At 37.1% G+C, this 18142-nt stretch carries 17 protein-coding genes; 2 read left to right on the forward strand and 15 right to left on the reverse strand.

The genetic code is table 11. The annotated features are described in order from the left end of the window. Positions 1-54: 54 nt before the first annotated feature. From BW727_RS04165 to BW727_RS04180, 4 genes are all read right to left on the reverse strand, one after another. Complete coding sequence (locus BW727_RS04165) at positions 55-708, reverse strand: SDR family oxidoreductase (protein ID WP_062469255.1); 654 nt, start codon at positions 706-708, stop codon at positions 55-57. Positions 709-791: 83 nt separating this feature from the next. After that, positions 792-1424 (reverse strand): YczE/YyaS/YitT family protein, encoded by a 633-nt coding sequence (locus tag BW727_RS04170; RefSeq protein ID WP_062469252.1) that lies wholly within the window; start codon positions 1422-1424, stop codon positions 792-794. Between the two features lie 28 nt (positions 1425-1452). Further along, positions 1453-2430 carry a hypothetical protein gene (locus tag BW727_RS04175; protein ID WP_227807251.1) on the reverse strand — a complete coding sequence of 326 codons (978 nt, stop codon included), beginning with the start codon at positions 2428-2430 and terminating at the stop codon, positions 1453-1455. A 53-nt stretch (positions 2431-2483) separates the two neighbouring features. After that, entirely contained in the window at positions 2484-2798 is a 315-nt protein-coding gene (locus BW727_RS04180; protein ID WP_062469248.1) for a hypothetical protein, read from the reverse strand. 205 nt (positions 2799-3003) lie between these two features. On the opposite strand from BW727_RS04180, the gene BW727_RS04185 reads away from it, so the two are divergent. Further along, complete coding sequence (locus BW727_RS04185) at positions 3004-4062, forward strand: hypothetical protein (RefSeq protein ID WP_062469246.1); 1059 nt, start codon at positions 3004-3006, stop codon at positions 4060-4062. 64 nt (positions 4063-4126) lie between these two features. On the opposite strand, the gene BW727_RS04190 is transcribed toward BW727_RS04185, so the two are convergent. From BW727_RS04190 to BW727_RS04225, 8 genes are all read right to left on the reverse strand, one after another. Then, positions 4127-4786 carry an undecaprenyl diphosphate synthase family protein gene (locus tag BW727_RS04190; RefSeq protein ID WP_062469243.1) on the reverse strand — a complete coding sequence of 220 codons (660 nt, stop codon included), beginning with the start codon at positions 4784-4786 and terminating at the stop codon, positions 4127-4129. Between the two features lie 131 nt (positions 4787-4917). Beyond that, a complete protein-coding gene (locus BW727_RS04195) occupies positions 4918-6216 on the reverse strand; it encodes a mechanosensitive ion channel (RefSeq protein ID WP_077795741.1) in 1299 nt (432 codons plus the stop codon). 112 nt (positions 6217-6328) lie between these two features. After that, a complete protein-coding gene (locus BW727_RS04200; RefSeq protein ID WP_418268861.1) occupies positions 6329-7780 on the reverse strand; it encodes an NAD-dependent succinate-semialdehyde dehydrogenase in 1452 nt (483 codons plus the stop codon). Between the two features lie 31 nt (positions 7781-7811). Beyond that, complete coding sequence (locus tag BW727_RS04205; protein ID WP_062469240.1) at positions 7812-8228, reverse strand: DUF2188 domain-containing protein; 417 nt, start codon at positions 8226-8228, stop codon at positions 7812-7814. Between the two features lie 33 nt (positions 8229-8261). Then, entirely contained in the window at positions 8262-8708 is a 447-nt protein-coding gene (locus tag BW727_RS04210) for a DUF4385 domain-containing protein (RefSeq protein WP_062469237.1), read from the reverse strand. Between the two features lie 131 nt (positions 8709-8839). Further along, positions 8840-10054, reverse strand: a complete 1215-nt coding sequence (locus BW727_RS04215) for an ABC transporter permease (protein ID WP_062469234.1) — start codon at positions 10052-10054, stop codon at positions 8840-8842. Further along, positions 10041-10940 carry an ABC transporter ATP-binding protein gene (locus BW727_RS04220; protein WP_062469230.1) on the reverse strand — a complete coding sequence of 300 codons (900 nt, stop codon included), beginning with the start codon at positions 10938-10940 and terminating at the stop codon, positions 10041-10043. The genes BW727_RS04215 and BW727_RS04220 overlap by 14 nt, the downstream gene beginning before the upstream one ends. 128 nt (positions 10941-11068) lie before the next feature. Then, on the reverse strand, positions 11069-14179 hold the full coding sequence (locus BW727_RS04225) for an ATP-binding cassette domain-containing protein (RefSeq protein WP_062469228.1): 3111 nt from the start codon (positions 14177-14179) through the stop codon (positions 11069-11071). Between the two features lie 253 nt (positions 14180-14432). On the opposite strand from BW727_RS04225, the gene BW727_RS04230 reads away from it, so the two are divergent. Further along, a complete protein-coding gene (locus BW727_RS04230; RefSeq protein WP_062469225.1) occupies positions 14433-15644 on the forward strand; it encodes an amidohydrolase in 1212 nt (403 codons plus the stop codon). Between the two features lie 58 nt (positions 15645-15702). Here the strand turns inward: BW727_RS04230 and BW727_RS04235 are convergent, their stop codons facing one another. The 3 genes from BW727_RS04235 to BW727_RS04245 all read right to left on the reverse strand — a co-directional run bounded on the left by BW727_RS04235 (position 15703) and on the right by BW727_RS04245 (position 18119). Next, positions 15703-16542: an ABC transporter permease gene (locus BW727_RS04235; RefSeq protein WP_062469222.1), complete on the reverse strand. Its 840-nt coding sequence runs from the start codon at positions 16540-16542 to the stop codon at positions 15703-15705. Further along, a complete protein-coding gene (locus BW727_RS04240; RefSeq protein ID WP_062469219.1) occupies positions 16539-17468 on the reverse strand; it encodes an ABC transporter ATP-binding protein in 930 nt (309 codons plus the stop codon). The genes BW727_RS04235 and BW727_RS04240 overlap by 4 nt, the downstream gene beginning before the upstream one ends. A 69-nt stretch (positions 17469-17537) precedes the next feature. Continuing rightward, positions 17538-18119 (reverse strand): TetR/AcrR family transcriptional regulator, encoded by a 582-nt coding sequence (locus tag BW727_RS04245; protein ID WP_062469216.1) that lies wholly within the window; start codon positions 18117-18119, stop codon positions 17538-17540. Positions 18120-18142: the final 23 nt, after the last annotated feature.

The following is an 18142-nucleotide window of genomic DNA, read 5'->3' on the forward strand; positions in this document are numbered from 1 at the left end:
CTTTTTACAAAGACCCTTTTTTTGAAGGTGTATCCGTCTATTCAGTTAAAAATATTAAAGGTTAGTTAAAGCATCTTCAATTGAATCTTGACCTGTTACCACTTCAAATGCTTTTTTATAAGTATTTTCATTGTCTATAGTCGCTGCTAGCACTTTCGCAACGTCTGCGCGTGGAATACTATAAATATCATTATCAGTTATAGTATCCTTCACTAGTACTTTTCCTTTTGCATCTTCATTCTCTAACATACCCGGACGCACAATTGTATAATTTAAGTCGGAGTCTTCTAACCACATATCTGCGAAATGCTTCGCGACATAATAAGGTTTCAACTCATCACTCCACCGTTCACGTGTTTCTGCACCCATCGCGCTTAACATCACAAAACGATCGATGTTACGTGCCTTAGTCGCTTCAATTACTTTAACAGCACCGTCCAAGTCGATTAGAAGTGTCTTATCGTCTCCGGTACTGCCACCTGAACCCGCTGCAAAAATAACCGCATCAATACCGTCCATGCGTTCCTGGATATCTTCAATCGAGCCTTCTAAATCACCGAGTCGAGCTTCAACACCTGCATTTTCGAATTCCTTAACTTGTTCTTCTTTTCTGACAAATGCAATTGGAGTATGTTTTCCTGTATTCTTTAACTCTTCAACTAAGTGTTGCCCTACTTGACCATGAGCACCCATAATTAATACGTTCATACTATCTCTCCTTTTGTTTTATCTATACCTATACCATAACAAAGAAATTTGAAAAGTTTAAACGAAAAGCCTCTCATAGTATATTAAGCGTTTAAGGATAGTTTTTTGATAATTGGTTGCGAGACCTTTTCGGAAAAGAAAGAAATGAGTGGTCCAGCAAAAAAACCAGTAATAATAGTGGCGATTCCAACAGGACCTCCTAAGAAGTAGGCACCTACAACAATAATTAAATCTTGAGCGACGCGAACAGGCGTATAACTCCAACCTGTACGGTCAGTGATCAATGGTGTGATTGCATCATAAGGTGATACACCTAATTCGGTATCCATATAGATGGCTACACCGAATGCAAAGACAGCAATTGCTACTATCGTAATAATGATACGAATCACTAAACTCATTTCCTCAACGGTAAAGAAATTTCCGAATAGATTATTGAAAAACTCCACTTGATAACCAACTAAAACCATATTGTAAATCGTTCCCCATCCAATCAGAGATTTTTTCATGAAAAAGACAATAGCCAAGATAACAAGGTTTACCCCTAATTGGAAGTTACCTAGACTAAATCCTAATAATGAAGAAGCACCTCTATTGATAGCGGTAAAGGGATCTAACCCCATATTCATAGACTCGCTAAGAGCAGCTCCAAAACTAATTAAAGTGATACCGATGATGGACACCAATGAGCCTAACAGAAATTTTTTCCAATCCATATTTACTAACTCCTCCTTTATAACACCATTATTCTTTTTCTAGATTAGGACGTTTTACCCAAACATGATTGTTTTTATCTAATAATGCCTCTGCCTCATATGGACCGAAGGTGTTGGCACGGTAATTAGGAAAGTGAGGTTTAGTTTGTTTTTCCCATCCAGCTACAATACTATCTGTAATACGCCATTGCTCCTTAATTTCTTCAAAGGTTGGGAAATAAGTTCGAATGCCCGCTAATGCATCTTGAAGCATATTTTCATAAGGATGCGCAATGTATTTATCTTCAAATGTTGTGGTATCTGGACCTAAAAATGTACTGATTGGTTCATACTGGTTGTTGGGCATTTTTTGATTTATGACTAAGGATAAGCCTTTTGGCGGTTCTGCCATAAAAGTTAATCGAGTCGCAACGTCGGCGTCTATCGATTCCGTTGATTTAAATAAAATATCTATTGCTGTATAGTCTTCTATCAACGCTTTACCTGTTCTTAAATAAAATGGGACACCTTCCCAGCGAGGTGTATCGACCTTTAATTCGGCTGCCACGTATGTGGAGGTTTGGCTATCTCGAGGGATATCCTCTTCACTACGGTAACTATTGTATTTACCTTCACTGTCTGCTTGATATTGTCCCCGCACAACTTTTTGTCCCACTTCTTCTTCTTTGAACGTAGGCACATTTTTTAAAGCATCCAACTTATTGGTATGAATCTTATCCGTGGTTAATTCATCCGGTAACTCCATAGCTACGAGAGACAAAATTTGTAACAAATGATTTTGGAACATATCGAAGAGGACGCCGTTTTCGTCGTAATAGCTTCCCCGACTTCCAATCGATAGTTTTTCCGGAAGTGAAATTTGTACGTTAGAGATAAATTGGTTATTCCAAATTCCTTCAATCAATGGATTATAGAAGCGGGTTGCTAAAATATTTTGAATAAAGTCCATACCGGGGAAGTGATCCATAAAATAGATGGCATCTTTTTCAAATACTTTCAAAAAGATATCATGATATTCTTCAGCTTTTTCTAAACTGTCTCCAACTGGCTTTTCTACTACTAAAAGGACTGTATTTTCTTACGCATTTCTTTCAAGTCCTCAAATTTCGTATTATCTGTTTTGATATAGCGACAATGATCCAAAAAATCCTCATTTAATTTTTCGAAGTTTGTGCCATTCTCTACAGATTCTTTGACGTAAGTTTGAAATTCTTCGTCCGTTAACTCACTGCGAGCTGCTCCTAATAAGGCAAACTTTTCCGAAAGTAAACCGCGTTGGTACAATTGGTGTAAGGCTGGTAACAACATTCGACTAGACAAATCTCCTGTGACACCAAATAGAACAATGACGCCACCTGTTTCACTTTTTACCATATCTCTATCATCCTTCCATTTCGTTTCTAGAAATGCTTATAAGCCAATATTAACAATTGAGTATGTTAAAGACAAAGAATATGTGCTGTGGCATTTTCAGAAAAATTATATCCAAATAGCATATTATTTGATATTAAAATATATAAGCATTATAGTTAAGGAGAGTTAATTGATTCACAAAAATTATAAAAGGAGTGTTGTTCATATGGCAAGAAGACCATTTATGAGAAAGTACATTCACCCAGCAGTGGATGAAAGAGAAGCAGGTATTAATGTTTCTTGGGCAAGTATTCTGGCAGGTGTAGCAACATTTATTGCAATGAGTATTTTGTTTTCACTCATTGGAGCAGCTATCGGATTAGGTATTCCTGATTTAACTGCTTCTAATTCATTAGAAGGTGTTGGAATTGGCTTAGTTATTTGGGTTATTGTCGCATTAATTCTATCGTTTGGTGCTGCCGGTTATGTTTCTGGATTAACAGCTAGCCGTTCAGGATTTATTCATGGTTTCTTAACATGGGCCGTTGGTGTCATTGCAATGTTTGTATTAATGACATCTGCTCTTTCATCAGCATTTGGTACTGTTGGTACTCTACTAGGTTATGCAGGTGACGCTGTCGGTTCTGTTGCTTCAACAACGGGAGATGCTGTAAGTAGTTTATCGCAAAGTGCATTTGATGCAGTATCAGAAAACGTTCAAGTTGACACTGATAATATGGATGTTCAACAAGAAGTTATTGATGCTTTGCAAAACTCAGATATTCCAGAATTACAACCAGATTATTTACAATCACAAGTTGATCAAACAACTGACGAAATTGCAAATGCTGGGAAACGTGTTGTTGTCGATGGTGAAGACCCTAACGCAGTATTCGATGAGTTAACTACAAGCATTCAAAACCGTATTGAATCGATTACAAGCGAACTTGATGAAGAAGAATTAAGACAAGTTATTTCTGAAAATACAGATTTAACACCAGCAGAAGCTGATTCAGCTATTCAAAATGTTAAAGAGGGCTATGGACAATCAGTTGAACAAGCTGACCAAGCTCTAACACAAGCAGAACAAAAACTTAACGAGCTACAAGCTCAAGCAGAACAAACGATTGAAGAAGCACGTGTGAAAGCTGAAGAAGCTGCAAACGCAAGTGCAAGATACTCTCTATTTATCTTCTTAGGACTAGTCGCTGCCGCAGTATTAACCGCATTCGCTGGTTACACTGGAGCAAAAACTTTCCAACATCAAGATGATGAAGCTAAATAATTATATTTAAATGTAAAAACCGAGGCAGTCAGATGACCGCCTCGGTTTTTTTATGTCTATTTTTTTAACCACCCAATGTCACATCTTGTTCTTGATACCATTCAAGCGCTTGATAAAGGTGGTTTTTATGATAATCTGGCCATGTCTGGTCGACGATATAAAAATCTGAGTAAACCGATTGAACAGGTAGGAACCCGCTTAAACGGCGCCTTCCGCCCCATCTAATAATGAGTTCCATGCGAGATATGTCCTTTGAAGCAATATGATCAATCATGGAACCGGTTATTTGTTCATCGGCTTTTTGAAAGGCTTGATTTAAATCCCACTCCCAACCATAATTAACAAGAAAATTAACTTTCATTTTACCCTCTCCGAAACAAGTACGAGTGATATAAGGCTTTAATTCTTCTGGGAATACTTTAGATTTTGTATTTTCTATCACCAATAAATCGGCATCCCAATCCTTTAAAGCCTCTACCGAGTCCACACATGCTTTTTTAAAGGCGCGCGTCTGAATAGATGGGCGTTTAATATTGTCCATGGTAAAGCCGTAAAAGGTCATCTCCTCAACACCCAATTCTAAACAAGTTTTATACAAATCAAGTCCTGGGCCAACACCATGCTGGTATCCGTCTTGTTTTTGAAGGCCTTGTGCAAGTGCCCAACGCCTGTTGCCATCTGGAATGACACCAATATGGCGTAGGAGTCTTTTAAATGGTTTCATATACACATAATCCTTTCTTTTTTAATTTAGATAAAAAATAAAAACACTCCGAGTAAGTGTTTCGAGCATATACCACTTCGGAGTGTTTATATTCGCTTAATTTATAAAGTTTAATGACTTAATTAAACGATTTACATATTATTTTTTGGGTCCATTTTCTTTTCAGCTTCTGTTTTTTGAGCGCTGCCACTCATACTTTTAGATTCTTCTTCAATCTTTTCATCTAATTTTTCTAATTGTTTCTGTGCAAAGCTTCTGCCGCCTAATCCAAATGCAAGTGCAAATGCAACTGCTAAACCACCAATAATAAACAAGAATGCAATGTTTACAATAGTAGAAGCGAATTGTAATTGATCAAGTGTCATAAAGATTGCCATTACATAGATGAGGTATTTAACAACCGCACCAACCATGGCACTACCTGTCGAATCTTTTAGGAAAGCTGAAAGCATATTTCCACCAACGATTCCAAGTCCTAGAATAATCAGACCAAAGAGTACTGATGGCAAGTAACTAATAATCGCCACACCAATTGTGTTCAAGATTTGTAAGTTTAAAGTGTTTAAAGCTTCAACTAAGAAGAAAACCACGATTACAGTTTGAACGATTTTAGCGATGACATTTGAAAGACTAATATCATTACTTCCTTTGGTGTTTAAATATTTAGAATAACGGTTGATACCAGATGTTTCTAGAAGACCTTCTAATAAATCCCCTACCAATTTTGCAATAATCCCTCCAGCAATTAATAAGATAACTGCTACTAGAATATTAGGAATTGCTGCTAGAACTTGGTTTAAAACATTTACGATTGGTTCTGAAATTGATTTAATTTGAAGTGTTTCTAAAGCCATTGTAACGATTGGAATTAAAATTACTACAAATACAGTATTAGCAAGAACTTTTGCTACGGTATATTTTTGTTTTTCTACTTGACCAGGAGATGTATCCGAAACTTTTGATGTATATTTTCTTACATAACGATCAATGTTCACTGTTTCTAATAAGTTTTGTACCAATTCTTTGATAAATTTAGCAACAAAGTAGCCGATAACCAATATAACAGCGGCCCCGAATAGTTTAGGTATAAACGCTAAGAACGAGTCGAACATATTCGTAATAGGTGCTGCGATGTTCCCTAAACCTAAGCGTTGAAGAATTCCTGGAATAAAGAATAACCAGATTAAGTAATAGAAGACTTTACCTAGAGAGCCAATCATCTGCTTGCCATCTTCTATTGTATTAGCAATCCCCCATGATACTAACTTTTGATCAAAGTGAATAGCTTGCAATCCCTTAACGATTGCTTTTTTCACTAGTGTTGCGATTAACCACGCTAGTAAAAATAATAAAATAGCTCCTAACAGTGCTGGTAAAAATGCCAACAGTGACACCCATAAATCCTGTAATGAGTCCATAAATTGATCCATTTTGTTTCCTCCTTATGTTTTTTTAGAAATTCTTAATAAATTTCTATGGCTTTAGTATAGCTTAAGAAGCGAAAAGTTAAAAATGAAAACCCTTATTCTTCCTCTTCTATTTTTAAAAATAAAAAGTATTTACAAATTTTATTTCCATAAACTCTTCTATGCCAAAATGACCATTCTCACGTCCTAACCCAGAATACTTCACACCGCCAAAAGGTGCTTCTGGTTGAGAAATCCCGGTGTTGTTAATCCCCACCATCCCATACTGCAAAGCACGACTTACTTTTTCTGCAAGGCGTAAGTCTTTTGTGAAAAGATAAGATGCCAACCCAAAGTGTGAGTCATTAGCCATTTTGATTACTTGCTCTTCACTTTTAAAAGTAATCAAAGGAATAACTGGACCAAACGTTTCTTCATAAAAAATATTCATTTTATTCGTTACCCCATCAAGTATAGTTGGTTGATAGAAGAATCCTTTTTGGTAGTCACCTTTAGTTAAGCGTTCTCCGCCTAATAATACGTCTGCCCCCTTCTCTTTAGCATCAGCAATTTGTTCATCTATTGTTTTACGCGCTTCTTCATTTATTAATGGACCAACAGTTACCCCGTCAAGTCCATTTCCAACGGTTACCTGATAAACAGCTTCTTGCAAAGCCTTCGTAAAGCTTTCTTTAATCGATTTTTCAACAAAAATCCGATTTGGAGACGTACATGCTTGTCCGTTATTCCTAAATTTCATTTTTACCAAGGATTCAACCGTTTCTTCAATCGGAGCGTCAGCAAATACAATGAATGGAGCGTGTCCGCCTAATTCCAGGGATATTTTTTTCAAAGTATCGCCTGATTGTTTGTAAAGTTCTTGTCCTACCGCCGTCGATCCAGTAAAAGTCAATTTCCGAACGTCTTCACTAGCCGTTAAGGTTTTTCCAATCTTACTTGCCGGTCCCATAACCAGATTTGCGACCCCATCCGGTAAACCTGCCTCTTTAAAAAGCTCGAAAATAGCAATGGCTGATAGGGGTGTGCTACTTGCTGGTTTTAAAACAACGGTACAACCTGCTGCTATAGCTGGCGCAATTTTTCGTACGATCATATTAGATGGAAAATTCCAAGGTGTGATTGCACCTACTACGCCAACTGGTTGTTTTTTTACTTCATATTTATAATTGTTAGGAGCGGGAATTGTCTCTCCGTAAACGCGTCTCGCCTCTTCCGCATTCCAGTGCATATTGTCGATATTGGTTTGAATTTCAACCTTTGATTCGGCTAATGGCTTCCCTTGTTCTAAAGTCATGATAAGGGCTAATCGGTTTATATTTTCTTCAATTAAATCACCAATTCGGTGAAGTATTTTAACGCGCTCTTTTAATTCCATTCCCGACCAAAGGGGAAAAGATTTTTTAGCTGCAGCAATCGCCTGCTCTGTTTCCTTTGCGCCCCCTTGTTCTACTGCAATCAATTCTTCACCTGTAGCTGGATTAAGAACCACATTTGGTTTTAAAGAACCTTCCATCCATTTTCCATCAATATAAAGTCTCGTTTGAATTTTCGGTAATGTCCCTTTGATATTTTTCACTTTTTCCTGTCTCCTCTAGCCGTTAGTTATTCTTTTTTTCTTTGATTACGCTTGTACCGCGATTATCAGCAATTTCTTTAGCTCTTGTAACGGCTTCTTTTTTTGTTTCGTAGTAAGAATCGACTTGCTTAGCCCCTTCACTTTCTACTGACCATTTTTCTTTTTCCTGATCATAGGACACACGAACATCCGCATTCTGTAAACGTGCTGAGTCTGATGTTTTCTGGTGCTTGGTGATGTCCTCTTTTGACAACGCCTTTTTTTCTTCGTCACTGGCGTCTGCTGCCCATTCTTTCGCTTGTGAAATGGAAATTGGGATGGCTTGTCCTTCGTCATAACCATTTTTTAGCATGGCATTCAAAATATCAATGGCTTTCACGCGAACAATTTTGTCTAAATTTTTCATTGAGTCTGGATAATCTCTTTTTGTGTAAGGCATCTTCATTCCTCCTAAAATATGATTGATATAATATTACCCGTACTTTTTTTGATGTACTTTTTTCAATGCAAGGTAGTCTACATCTTCTCTAACAAGTTTCCACTTAACTTCAAAAATTGCAGCTGATTCGGCTTTTACTGGATCAATGGTTCGCTCCTTAATTTCACCGTTTTCGTTATACTTTCTCCCTCCTTTGTAGTTGGCGTAACGGCGTGCGCGCGTATAACCCATTTGAAGAAATTTTCTAGCCATATCCATCCCAACAAAATCATCTTGCTTCTTATAATCTTGATAAAGTTGATAAATTTTCTCAGATGATTCGCTTGCAATTTCAGGTGATTTAAAACGCCAATAGGGCAAAATTTCACTCTTATAAGGTTCCACTAGTAAAACGCCTTGTTCGCCTCTACCCACACGGTAGAGTTCCGGTTGTTCACGAAAATCGATTTTTTCAAAATCTAAATCATAATCAAATGCCATGTGTTCCCACCTCTCATCAGAAGATTTGCCTAGTTAAATGATAGCACGAATCGAAACCGCTTTCACCTATAAGGCAAAAAAGGTCTCTTATCATTTAAGATAAAAGACCCTTTGTGTCATAAACGCCTATACTAATTTTTGAATGATTTGATAATTTCTTTAAATTTAATTTTATTTCCATAATTTAAAGAACCGAATCGGTAGATATAGATAGATAAAGCCGCAAATAAGATAACCGTCGCTACCATGATAACGCCAGATACCAGAACCGATACTAAAGGAACTGTTGTTAGCATGTAACGGATTGGCATGGTAAATAAAGAAACAAAAGGAATAAAAGAGGTTACCTTTATAGCCATACTATCTGGCATTTGCATCGCGAGCGTTGCTGCTAGATAAGCAAAAACAAAAAGAAAAGTTATTGGAGCAACCGCCGAGCTGACGTCTTCTACCTTGGAAACTAAACTCCCTAATGAGGCATAAATAAAGAGATAAAGAATGTAGCCTAGAACGGAAAAGATAATATAAACTAGCAAAGTATCTAACGTCATGGATCCCTGAATCATTTCTAACAGGATTGAAGGATAACTTCCTTTATTGAGGAGAAACCCAACAAGAGCGACTAAAATTAAAGTGGTGATTTGCAAGACACCCATCAAACCCGCTGCAGCAACTTTGCCCAAAATTAAAATTTTTGGTTTTGTTGACGTGATTAAGAGCTCCATGGTTCGTGAGTCTTTTTCACGTGCGACAGAAGTAGCCACATTGGTCCCATACAATAAAATCAACATGTACATGATAAAGATAACGGCAAAAGCAATCACAAACCCAGAACCAGCGTCTCTACCAAGCGTAATCATTTCAGAAGTGATTGATGCATTCATAATTTCATAAACTTTATCGCTATCAATGCCTTCTTCTTCAAACAGACGTTGTTGATTAGCGAGAGCTAATTCTTCTTCAAACATCATCTGTTCAAAAGAATCCAGACTATTATCATAAGTAACAGCAGTGTATGCACTGTAGTCGTGAATCACAAATCCTAATTCCACTTCTTCATTTAAAATTGCTTCTTGAAGTTCCTCTTGGCTCGGATAAGCTTCTTCACCTAGGACTGGTGCCAATGTTTCTTCCAGCTGATCTGTGTCGTAAACCACTGTATAGGTTTCAGACGCAACACTCGTTGCTTCTTCAGTTGTTTCATCACCCGAAAATAAACCTATCATACTGGGGATACTGGTTAAGATAAACAGAATAACCGCCATGATAATGGTTGTGATAATCATGTTTTTACTTCTTAGCATGCCCTTTATTTCGAAGTTAAAGACATTTTTAAATTGTTTCATGTTGATTCCCCACTCTCTCAATAAATATTTCTTGAAGACTAGGTAAATAATTCATAAACATGGAAAACTTGATACCTTTATTAAGCAAAGTCTGAATAAAGGTTTCTTTCGTTTCATCAGCCTTTAAACTTAAAATAACATCATCTTTTTCGATTGTGTAAGTGTAATCTTCAAGAAATTTTAAATCGATTGGTTCTTCAAAACGCAATCGGAGCTTTCCTTTGCCCATTTCTTTTTTAATTTCATCAAGGTTTCCTTCTAAAACAATACGGCCATTGTCAATGAGTGCGATATCATCACAAAAGGATTCAACATAGCTCATTTGGTGTGAGGAAAATATAATAATGCGATCGTCACGTTTATAGTTGGTAATAGCATCTTGGAAAATTTTAGAATTGACTGGATCTAATCCTGAAAAAGGTTCATCAAGAATAAGAATATCTGGTTCATTAATAAAGGCTTGAGCGATTTGTACTTTTTGTTGGTTCCCCTTTGACAAGGTTTCTAGCTTCTGATTTAAATATTTCTCGATTCCAAATTCCTTGCACCAAGCATGCATAGATTTAGTAGCGTCTTCTTTGGTCGCTCCTTTTAATTGGGCAAAGTAGAGGAGTTGATCACTGACTTTAAATTTTGAATACATGCCTCTTTCTTCTGGAAGGTAACCAATCTTATAGTCACTTGGTTTAAACGGTTTTCCATCAAGCGTAATGGTTCCGCTGTCTGCTTTAAAAACATCCATTAAAATGCGAAAAGAAGTACTCTTACCCGCACCGTTTCTTCCTAAGTAACCAAAGATCTGTCCCGATTTAATCGTTAAATCGATATCCTTTAATACATGATTATCATTAAAGGATTTATTTAATCCACTGACCACTAATTCCATTCTCATTCCTCTTTTCTGTTAGACTATCGATGTTTTAAAATTTTAGTCAGCCTAAGCTTAACAAAAAACGGTTTATAAAAAAAGCAAGTCCCTCACAATAAAAATGAGGGACTTGCTTATTTAAATGTTTATTCGCTTCTTAATGCTTCGACCGGATCTTTATTAGCAGCGGTTGAAGATGGAATTAATCCTGATATAAAGGCTAAGAACATACTAATTAAGATTAGAATTACGACGGCACCGGGTTCTAAATGCGCAATATTTGGAATACCAAACTTATCATAGACAATAACATTGGCAATCAAACTGATTCCATAAGTAACTAAAATTCCAAACGTTCCTGCTACAAAACCGATGATTAAAGTCTCCGCGTTGAATACTCTACGGATGTCTTTCTTACTAGCACCAATCGCACGCAAAATTCCAATTTCTTTGATTCTTTCCAATACTGAGACATAGGTTATCACGCCAATCATAATGGATGAAACTACCAGTGAAATACCAACAAAGGCTACCAAAGCATAAGAAATGGTATTAATGATTGTTGTAACCGAAGATAAAATCGCCGCGATAAAGTCGGTATATTTAACAACTTTCTCTTCTTGGTCACTATTTTGCATTTGGGTATTGTAGTTGTCAATAAAGGTAACGACACTCTCTTTAGTTGTAAAATCTTTTGGATAAAGATTTATTTCGGTTGGATCATCCAAGTCACGGTAGCCAAGTGTTGTTAGGTTTGAACTTGGACTGATTTGCTCCCGTTCTCCTAAACTGCGGATGAGTGTAAATAACTCGTCTTCATCAATATTGAATTGGAAAGCTTGAGACAAGATATCGGGATCCACACTGACCGCATTTTGAATGTTGGCACCTAAATCAAACAATTTTGCATCAATTTGATTGGCTAAGTCCGCTTGGACACTGCCTATCAGTTGATTGAAAGCCTGTCCGATATAAGTATTAAAGTAGTTTTGAATAATCTCCGTTAATTGCTGTGCGATTTGAGTATTATTATTAATTTGTTCAAAAGCTTGCAGTAATTGCTCTTGTACTTCCTCACTATTAATATAAACATCAAAATTCGCTACCCAGTCTTCTAATTCCGTGACATTTTGTTCGTTTTGGGTGGCAACAAAGTCTTGTAAAACAGTAACGAGGATACTTTGAACGGACTCGGTTGGAACATTTATTTGTGCTGAAATACTTTCAGCTAAAACATCTAAGTCTAAATCAGGTAAGCTCGTTGGATCGACATTGATTTGGAAATCTGAAAAATCGATATTCAATGCTGACATGTCAAAATTAAACGCATTTTGAATTGCCGCTTCGTCAACCGTAATGAAATCTTCAAGGTTGAAGAGCTCTTCTGGAGCTAGTTCCGCCTCACTATCAAATGGTTGACCTGTAAAAACATTAACATCTTTGTTAGCAACTTGTTCTTGAACAATTTCATAACCAGCAGCTTCTTTGATTAAGTATTCAGTCAGTTCAGACGGATAATACAGTCCGGATGAAAGGATGGGATTATTAGTATCTGGATCGGCTTTGACAATACCCACAACGTTCAAATCTAGTCCTGACTCAATTACTTGGTCCATGTACGTTGTATCATCTGATTTATCCACCCAAATATTATAAGAATCATCATAGGTGTATTTTTCAGCTGGATTAATTAATTTAAATTCCGTTGCTAGTATCTCTTCAAAATCAATGGTTTCATCTTTGACCTCTTCTACTTCAAGTTGTTCTTCATTGGTAAAGTTTTCGAACATGCTTTCCAATCCTTGACGGTCCTTTAAACCAAGCGTATACATGGTGGTATCAGTCAGTGAGCCACTATTCATTAAGACAACAACGATTTCATTCTTTTCCGTTGGCCACTTACCTGCTACAACATCATACTGGTCTTGAAAGAGTGAGACATCCCCAGGAAGTTCGCTAAAATTACGCATACCAATATCACCCGCACCAGCGATTAAATCCAAACCACCGGTATTGCCAAATCCATACTGGGAAAAAATGGTATCTGGGTTTACTTGTCTCACGCCAGCTGCTTCACCTTGTAAATAAATTTGTGGGGTAATGCCGTATTTATATTGGATATTTTTTACATAAGGATCAATTTGGCTGCGGTTTGTTTCGACATGATTTTTAAAACTATTTAGATCATTTTTATTTTGAAAAGAAAACAGCGAGGTAATGGTGTTCAAAACGGGTACTTCACCCTCTTGAAGTTCTTGCGACTCTTCGTTTTCGGCTACTTCAGACACATTGCCTTCTCCACCTAAAAAACTGGTGATATCAATACCTGAGGAATCAATGGTCAGTGGAAAAGCACTCATTGTTTCTTGTTCAACGTTTTCGATATAACGGTTAATCCCACTTGCTAGAGCCAATATCGAAGCAATCCCGATAATTCCGATGGATCCGGCTACTGAGGTAATAAAAGTCCGCCCTTTTTTTGTCAATAGATTACTAATGGATAAAGAGATAGCCGTAAAAAAGGACATCCGTGTTTTTTTCAATGGCTTTTTATTTTCCAATAGTGCTGCGTCAGCAAGGACATAGGGGTTGGTATCGCCAAGCACTTCGCCATCTTTCAGTTCAATAATTCGATTGGTATATTTGTGAGCGAGTTCTGGGTTATGAGTGACCATTACCACAAGCCGGTCCTTGGCAATTTCTTGAAGCAGGTCCATCACTTGGTCTGAAGTCACACTGTCTAAAGCACCAGTAGGTTCGTCGGCTAAAACAATCTCTGGATTATTGATTAGCGCACGCGCAATCGCGACTCGCTGCATCTGTCCACCTGACAGTTGCGTTGGTAATTTGTTGATATGGTCTGCTAAACCGACATCTTTTAGTGCCTCAATAGCTCGATCTTTCCGTTCTTTTGCTGAAACACCACTAAGAGTCAAAGCGAGCTCCACATTTGCTAAAGCGGTTTGATGAGGGATTAGGTTGTAACTTTGGAAAATAAATCCAACTCGACTATTGCGATAAGTATCCCAGTCGGCAGATTTATACTTTCGAGTAGAGGTTCCTTCTATGATTAAGTCACCAGAATCATATTGATCAAGTCCACCAACGATATTCAGCATGGTTGTTTTTCCTGATCCAGATGCCCCTAAAATAGAAACAAACTCATTATCTCGAAATGTAATCGAGACATTATTTAATGCGTTTTGTACAAAATCTTTGGTTCGATATGATTTTGTAATATTTTTAAGCTCTAACATATTCTCACCTTTTCATTTATTAATCATTTCTTTGTAATATAAGAATGTGACGTTCTCTCAAGAATCGGGTATCTTTAATTATACGCTTATTTCAGGAATAAAGAATGCAATCTGCTTACCTTTATAAAAACTTATTTTTAGTAAGAACAATAATCTTTTTAAATGAATTGAAAGCAGCTATCTCTTTCATAATCAATAAAAATTCTTTATGATAAATGAAAATAAGTGATAGATATAAAGGAGTGGAGTCAGAATGGTATGGATTAAAAATCTTCGTCTAGAAACAGGTTATAAGGAAATAAAACCAGGACATATCGTAACCGAAACAACTACAGTTGCTTTAAGAATCGAAAATGGCATCATTAAAGAGATTACTGAAAATGCTCCAGAAACAGATGCTGATACAAAAGACGCAAAAGGCTATCTAGCCTCCCCTTCTCTTCGCGATAATCACGTGCATTTGGATAAGGGACATTTTGGTGGTGGCTGGCAAGCCGTCATACCGGTGACTGGTGTTCAAGAGCGAATTGAAGAGGAAGAACAGTTTTTAGAAGACTTTCTACCGGAAACACCCAAAAAAGCCCAAGCTTTAATAGACTTAATTGGCGGATCAGGTGCGACTTTCCTACGTGTTCAGGTGAATATTGACCCGGTCATCGAGATGGAAAACCTCAGAATAATTAAAGCAGTTTTAGAGGAAAATAAGCATCGTTTAGATTATGAACTAGTGGCCTTTCCACAACACGGTAGCTTGCACACCGAAGAAGAGGGATTGTTATCTCAAGCGGCTGCGGATCAACGCATTCAAATCGTAGGTGGCTTAGATCCAGCAACGATAGATACGAATATCGAAAAATCCCTAAAATTAACTTTCGATATTGCTAAAGACAACAATAAAGCAGTGGATATCCATCTACATGATTCTGGGAGTTTAGGTATCTTTGAAATTGAACGTATCATTGCTTTCACCAAACAATACCAGCTACAAGGGAAAGTTGCCATTAGTCATGCCTATTGTATGGGGCAAGTAAATGAGGAAACACTTCTGCCTATCGTCCAACAACTGGCTGAACAAAATATTAGTATTAATACAACGGTCCCCATTGATGGTGCTGCTCCCCCTATTCCTTTCATACAGGAACACGGTGTAAAGGTTCATGTAGTGAATGACAATATTAATGACCACTGGAGTCCTTTTGGAACGGGAGATTTAATTCAGCGGGCAAGCCGCGCGGCAGAAGTATTTTCTATGACGGATGAAGTTTCTTTAAGTCAGGCATACGGTCTGGTTTCTAACGGACTAACCGCTCTAGATTCAAATGGCAATATGCAATGGCCTCAAGTTGGTGATTCAGCCGATATCTTATTCACAAAAGCTGAAAGCACCGCTCATTTAGTTGCACGTGTTTGTCCTGAACGCGTCGTTATGTTTAAAGGAAAAATTGTTTCGGGTTCTTTTGAATAAGCTAGTTATGAATAAATCAACCTCATGCCAAGCGTATATTGGCATGAGGTTGATTTAATTAAGCACTTTCTGGTCGCTTTTTAGGTCCAGAAGACCGCGAAAATTTTGAAAAATCAGCCTGGACAAAAGAAGAAGTTGCTAAAAAGATAAAGAGTAATCCAAAAATGGCAATTATCAATCCACTTAACCAAGGCGTTACAATAAAGCCATTTATGTCAAAGGCTAATCCCGTTTGTAACATACGCGCGGTTGATACGCTTCCTTGCTCTAATATAATGGTTCTAAAAAAAGCCGTCGTATAGGTCATTGGATTCAGATAAGCCGCAAACCTCAAGGTGCTCGGTAGTAGTGATAACGGAACATAGGCACCCGATAGAAAGGTAAAAGGTAACACAATGGCTTGTTGGACCAGTTGGAAGGTTTGTGCACTCTTTACTTTTGAAGCGAGAAAGAGACCTAATCCTGAAAAAACAATCCCAACTAAAATCATCGCTCCTATTACATATAAGGGTGTTAACCAATTTTCAAAATTTAACCCGATAAACAAGCCAATGATGACAATTAAAAAACCTTGAACAGTCGCAATTGTAGCCGCCGACAGTAATTGTCCAATCGCAACTTGCAAGCGAGAAGCTGGACTGACCAAAACTTCCTTCATAAAACCAGAAATCATATCATCAATGGTTGAAGTTGCAATAGACAAAGAGGTTTGAAAAACCGTTACAATAATCACACCAGCTAACATAAAAGCCGTTGGATTTTCGACTTGATCACTTTTAAATATAGAACTAAAAACATAAATAAAAAAGAAAGGAATGATAATTGAAATAATTAGACGGATTCGATCGCGTACAAAGCTTTTAATATTACGGAGCCATAATGCATAAGCAACTTTCATTCTGCTGCCTCCTCACGAATTTCTTTACCAGTGATTTCTAAAAAGACGTCATTAAGTGTGCCATTTTTGATTTCAAGACTTTCGATTTCTTCCTTGAAAGACTCAATAAAGCTTAGAAAAATTTGAATATCATCAATGTGAACAGATAAATAACCATTTTCTAACTGCTGATAAGTAAAGTTTTCATCTTCAAGTGCTTGAATAAATTTAAGCGGGTCTTTGAGACGAACTTTAGCTTTATCTCGGGTATATTTTTGTTTTAAAGCTTGGGGGTGGTCATTCACAACAATCTTTCCTCCATCAATAATGGCAACACGGTCGCAAATTTCTGCTTCGTCCATATAGTGTGTGGTAAGAAAAATCGTAATGTTTTTTTCTTTCTGCAAGCGTAAAATATATTCCCACATCCGGTTCCGTGTCTGTGGGTCCAGGCCTGTTGTCGGTTCATCTAGGAAAAGAACACGCGGATAATGTAAGAGTGCACGGGCAATTTCTACCCGTCGCTTCATCCCACCCGAAAGGCTCGAAACCGATGCATCTTGCCATTCTAATAAATCGACAAGTTCCAAAACAAAATGAATTTGTTCTTTTAGTTCTTTTTTAGGAACTTGATAAAATACCCCATGCATTTTCAGGTTCTCATGAACGGTCATTTTTTCATCTAAGGTTTGATCTTGGAAAACAACACCGATGCTTTTTCGTACCTCATTTTTCTGTGTATCCAAGTCAAAACCATTGATGGTTAATTGGCCAGATGTTTTTTCTAAGAGCGTACAAAGCGTATTAATCATGGTGCTCTTGCCAGCTCCGTTTGGACCAAGGAAAGCAAAAATACTCCCTTCTTCTACCTCAAACGACACATCGTCAACAGCAGTGAATGAACCATACTTTTTTGTATAATGGGAAACAGAAATAATTGGTTCCATATAAAAGCTCCTTTAAGTTTTAGTATAAGCCAAATGAACACTGTTCACTCTTTGATAAAATTAAAACTCCTACACTGTCCGATTTTTATTTATAAGTATTTGTTTTAAGAGTGCGATGAAAAATGTTAAATCGCCCTTCTCTTTTTTTAGTATTATTAGCATATGATCAAATATAAATTCCGCCATCTTTTCTTTCGAAATAACTTCTGACCATGGATAGTCTTGTAAATCCGGATCACGGTCTATGAGTAAAATTAGTTTATCGTGTACCTTCTGGAAGTACTCTTCTTCTTTTTTTCGGGCCATTACCTTTTCATCTGCTTTTAGTAAAACAAGTTGATTCAGCCAATTCTCTTTGAAATGATGGAGATAATTATCTAAGACCCTATATATATTTTCTAAATTATCAAAAAAATTTGAACTTGTAGAAGTGATTCCTTCTAGATCCGCAAAGGCTTCGTCCCAAAACTCTGTCACCACCGATATCAATAAATCCCCTTTAGATGGGAAGTAATTATAAACCGTTCCAATCGCAATGCCACTGTTTTTAGCAACGGTTCGAATATTTATTTTGCTGATACCATCGCTTACTGCAATTTTTTTTGCCTGTGACAAGATAACTTCTTTATGGTTGCTCAAATTATTTTCCACGTGTCATAATCCTTTCTGAACGT

The organism is Jeotgalibaca dankookensis (assembly GCF_002005405.1).
GTDB lineage: Bacteria > Bacillota > Bacilli > Lactobacillales > Aerococcaceae > Jeotgalibaca > Jeotgalibaca dankookensis.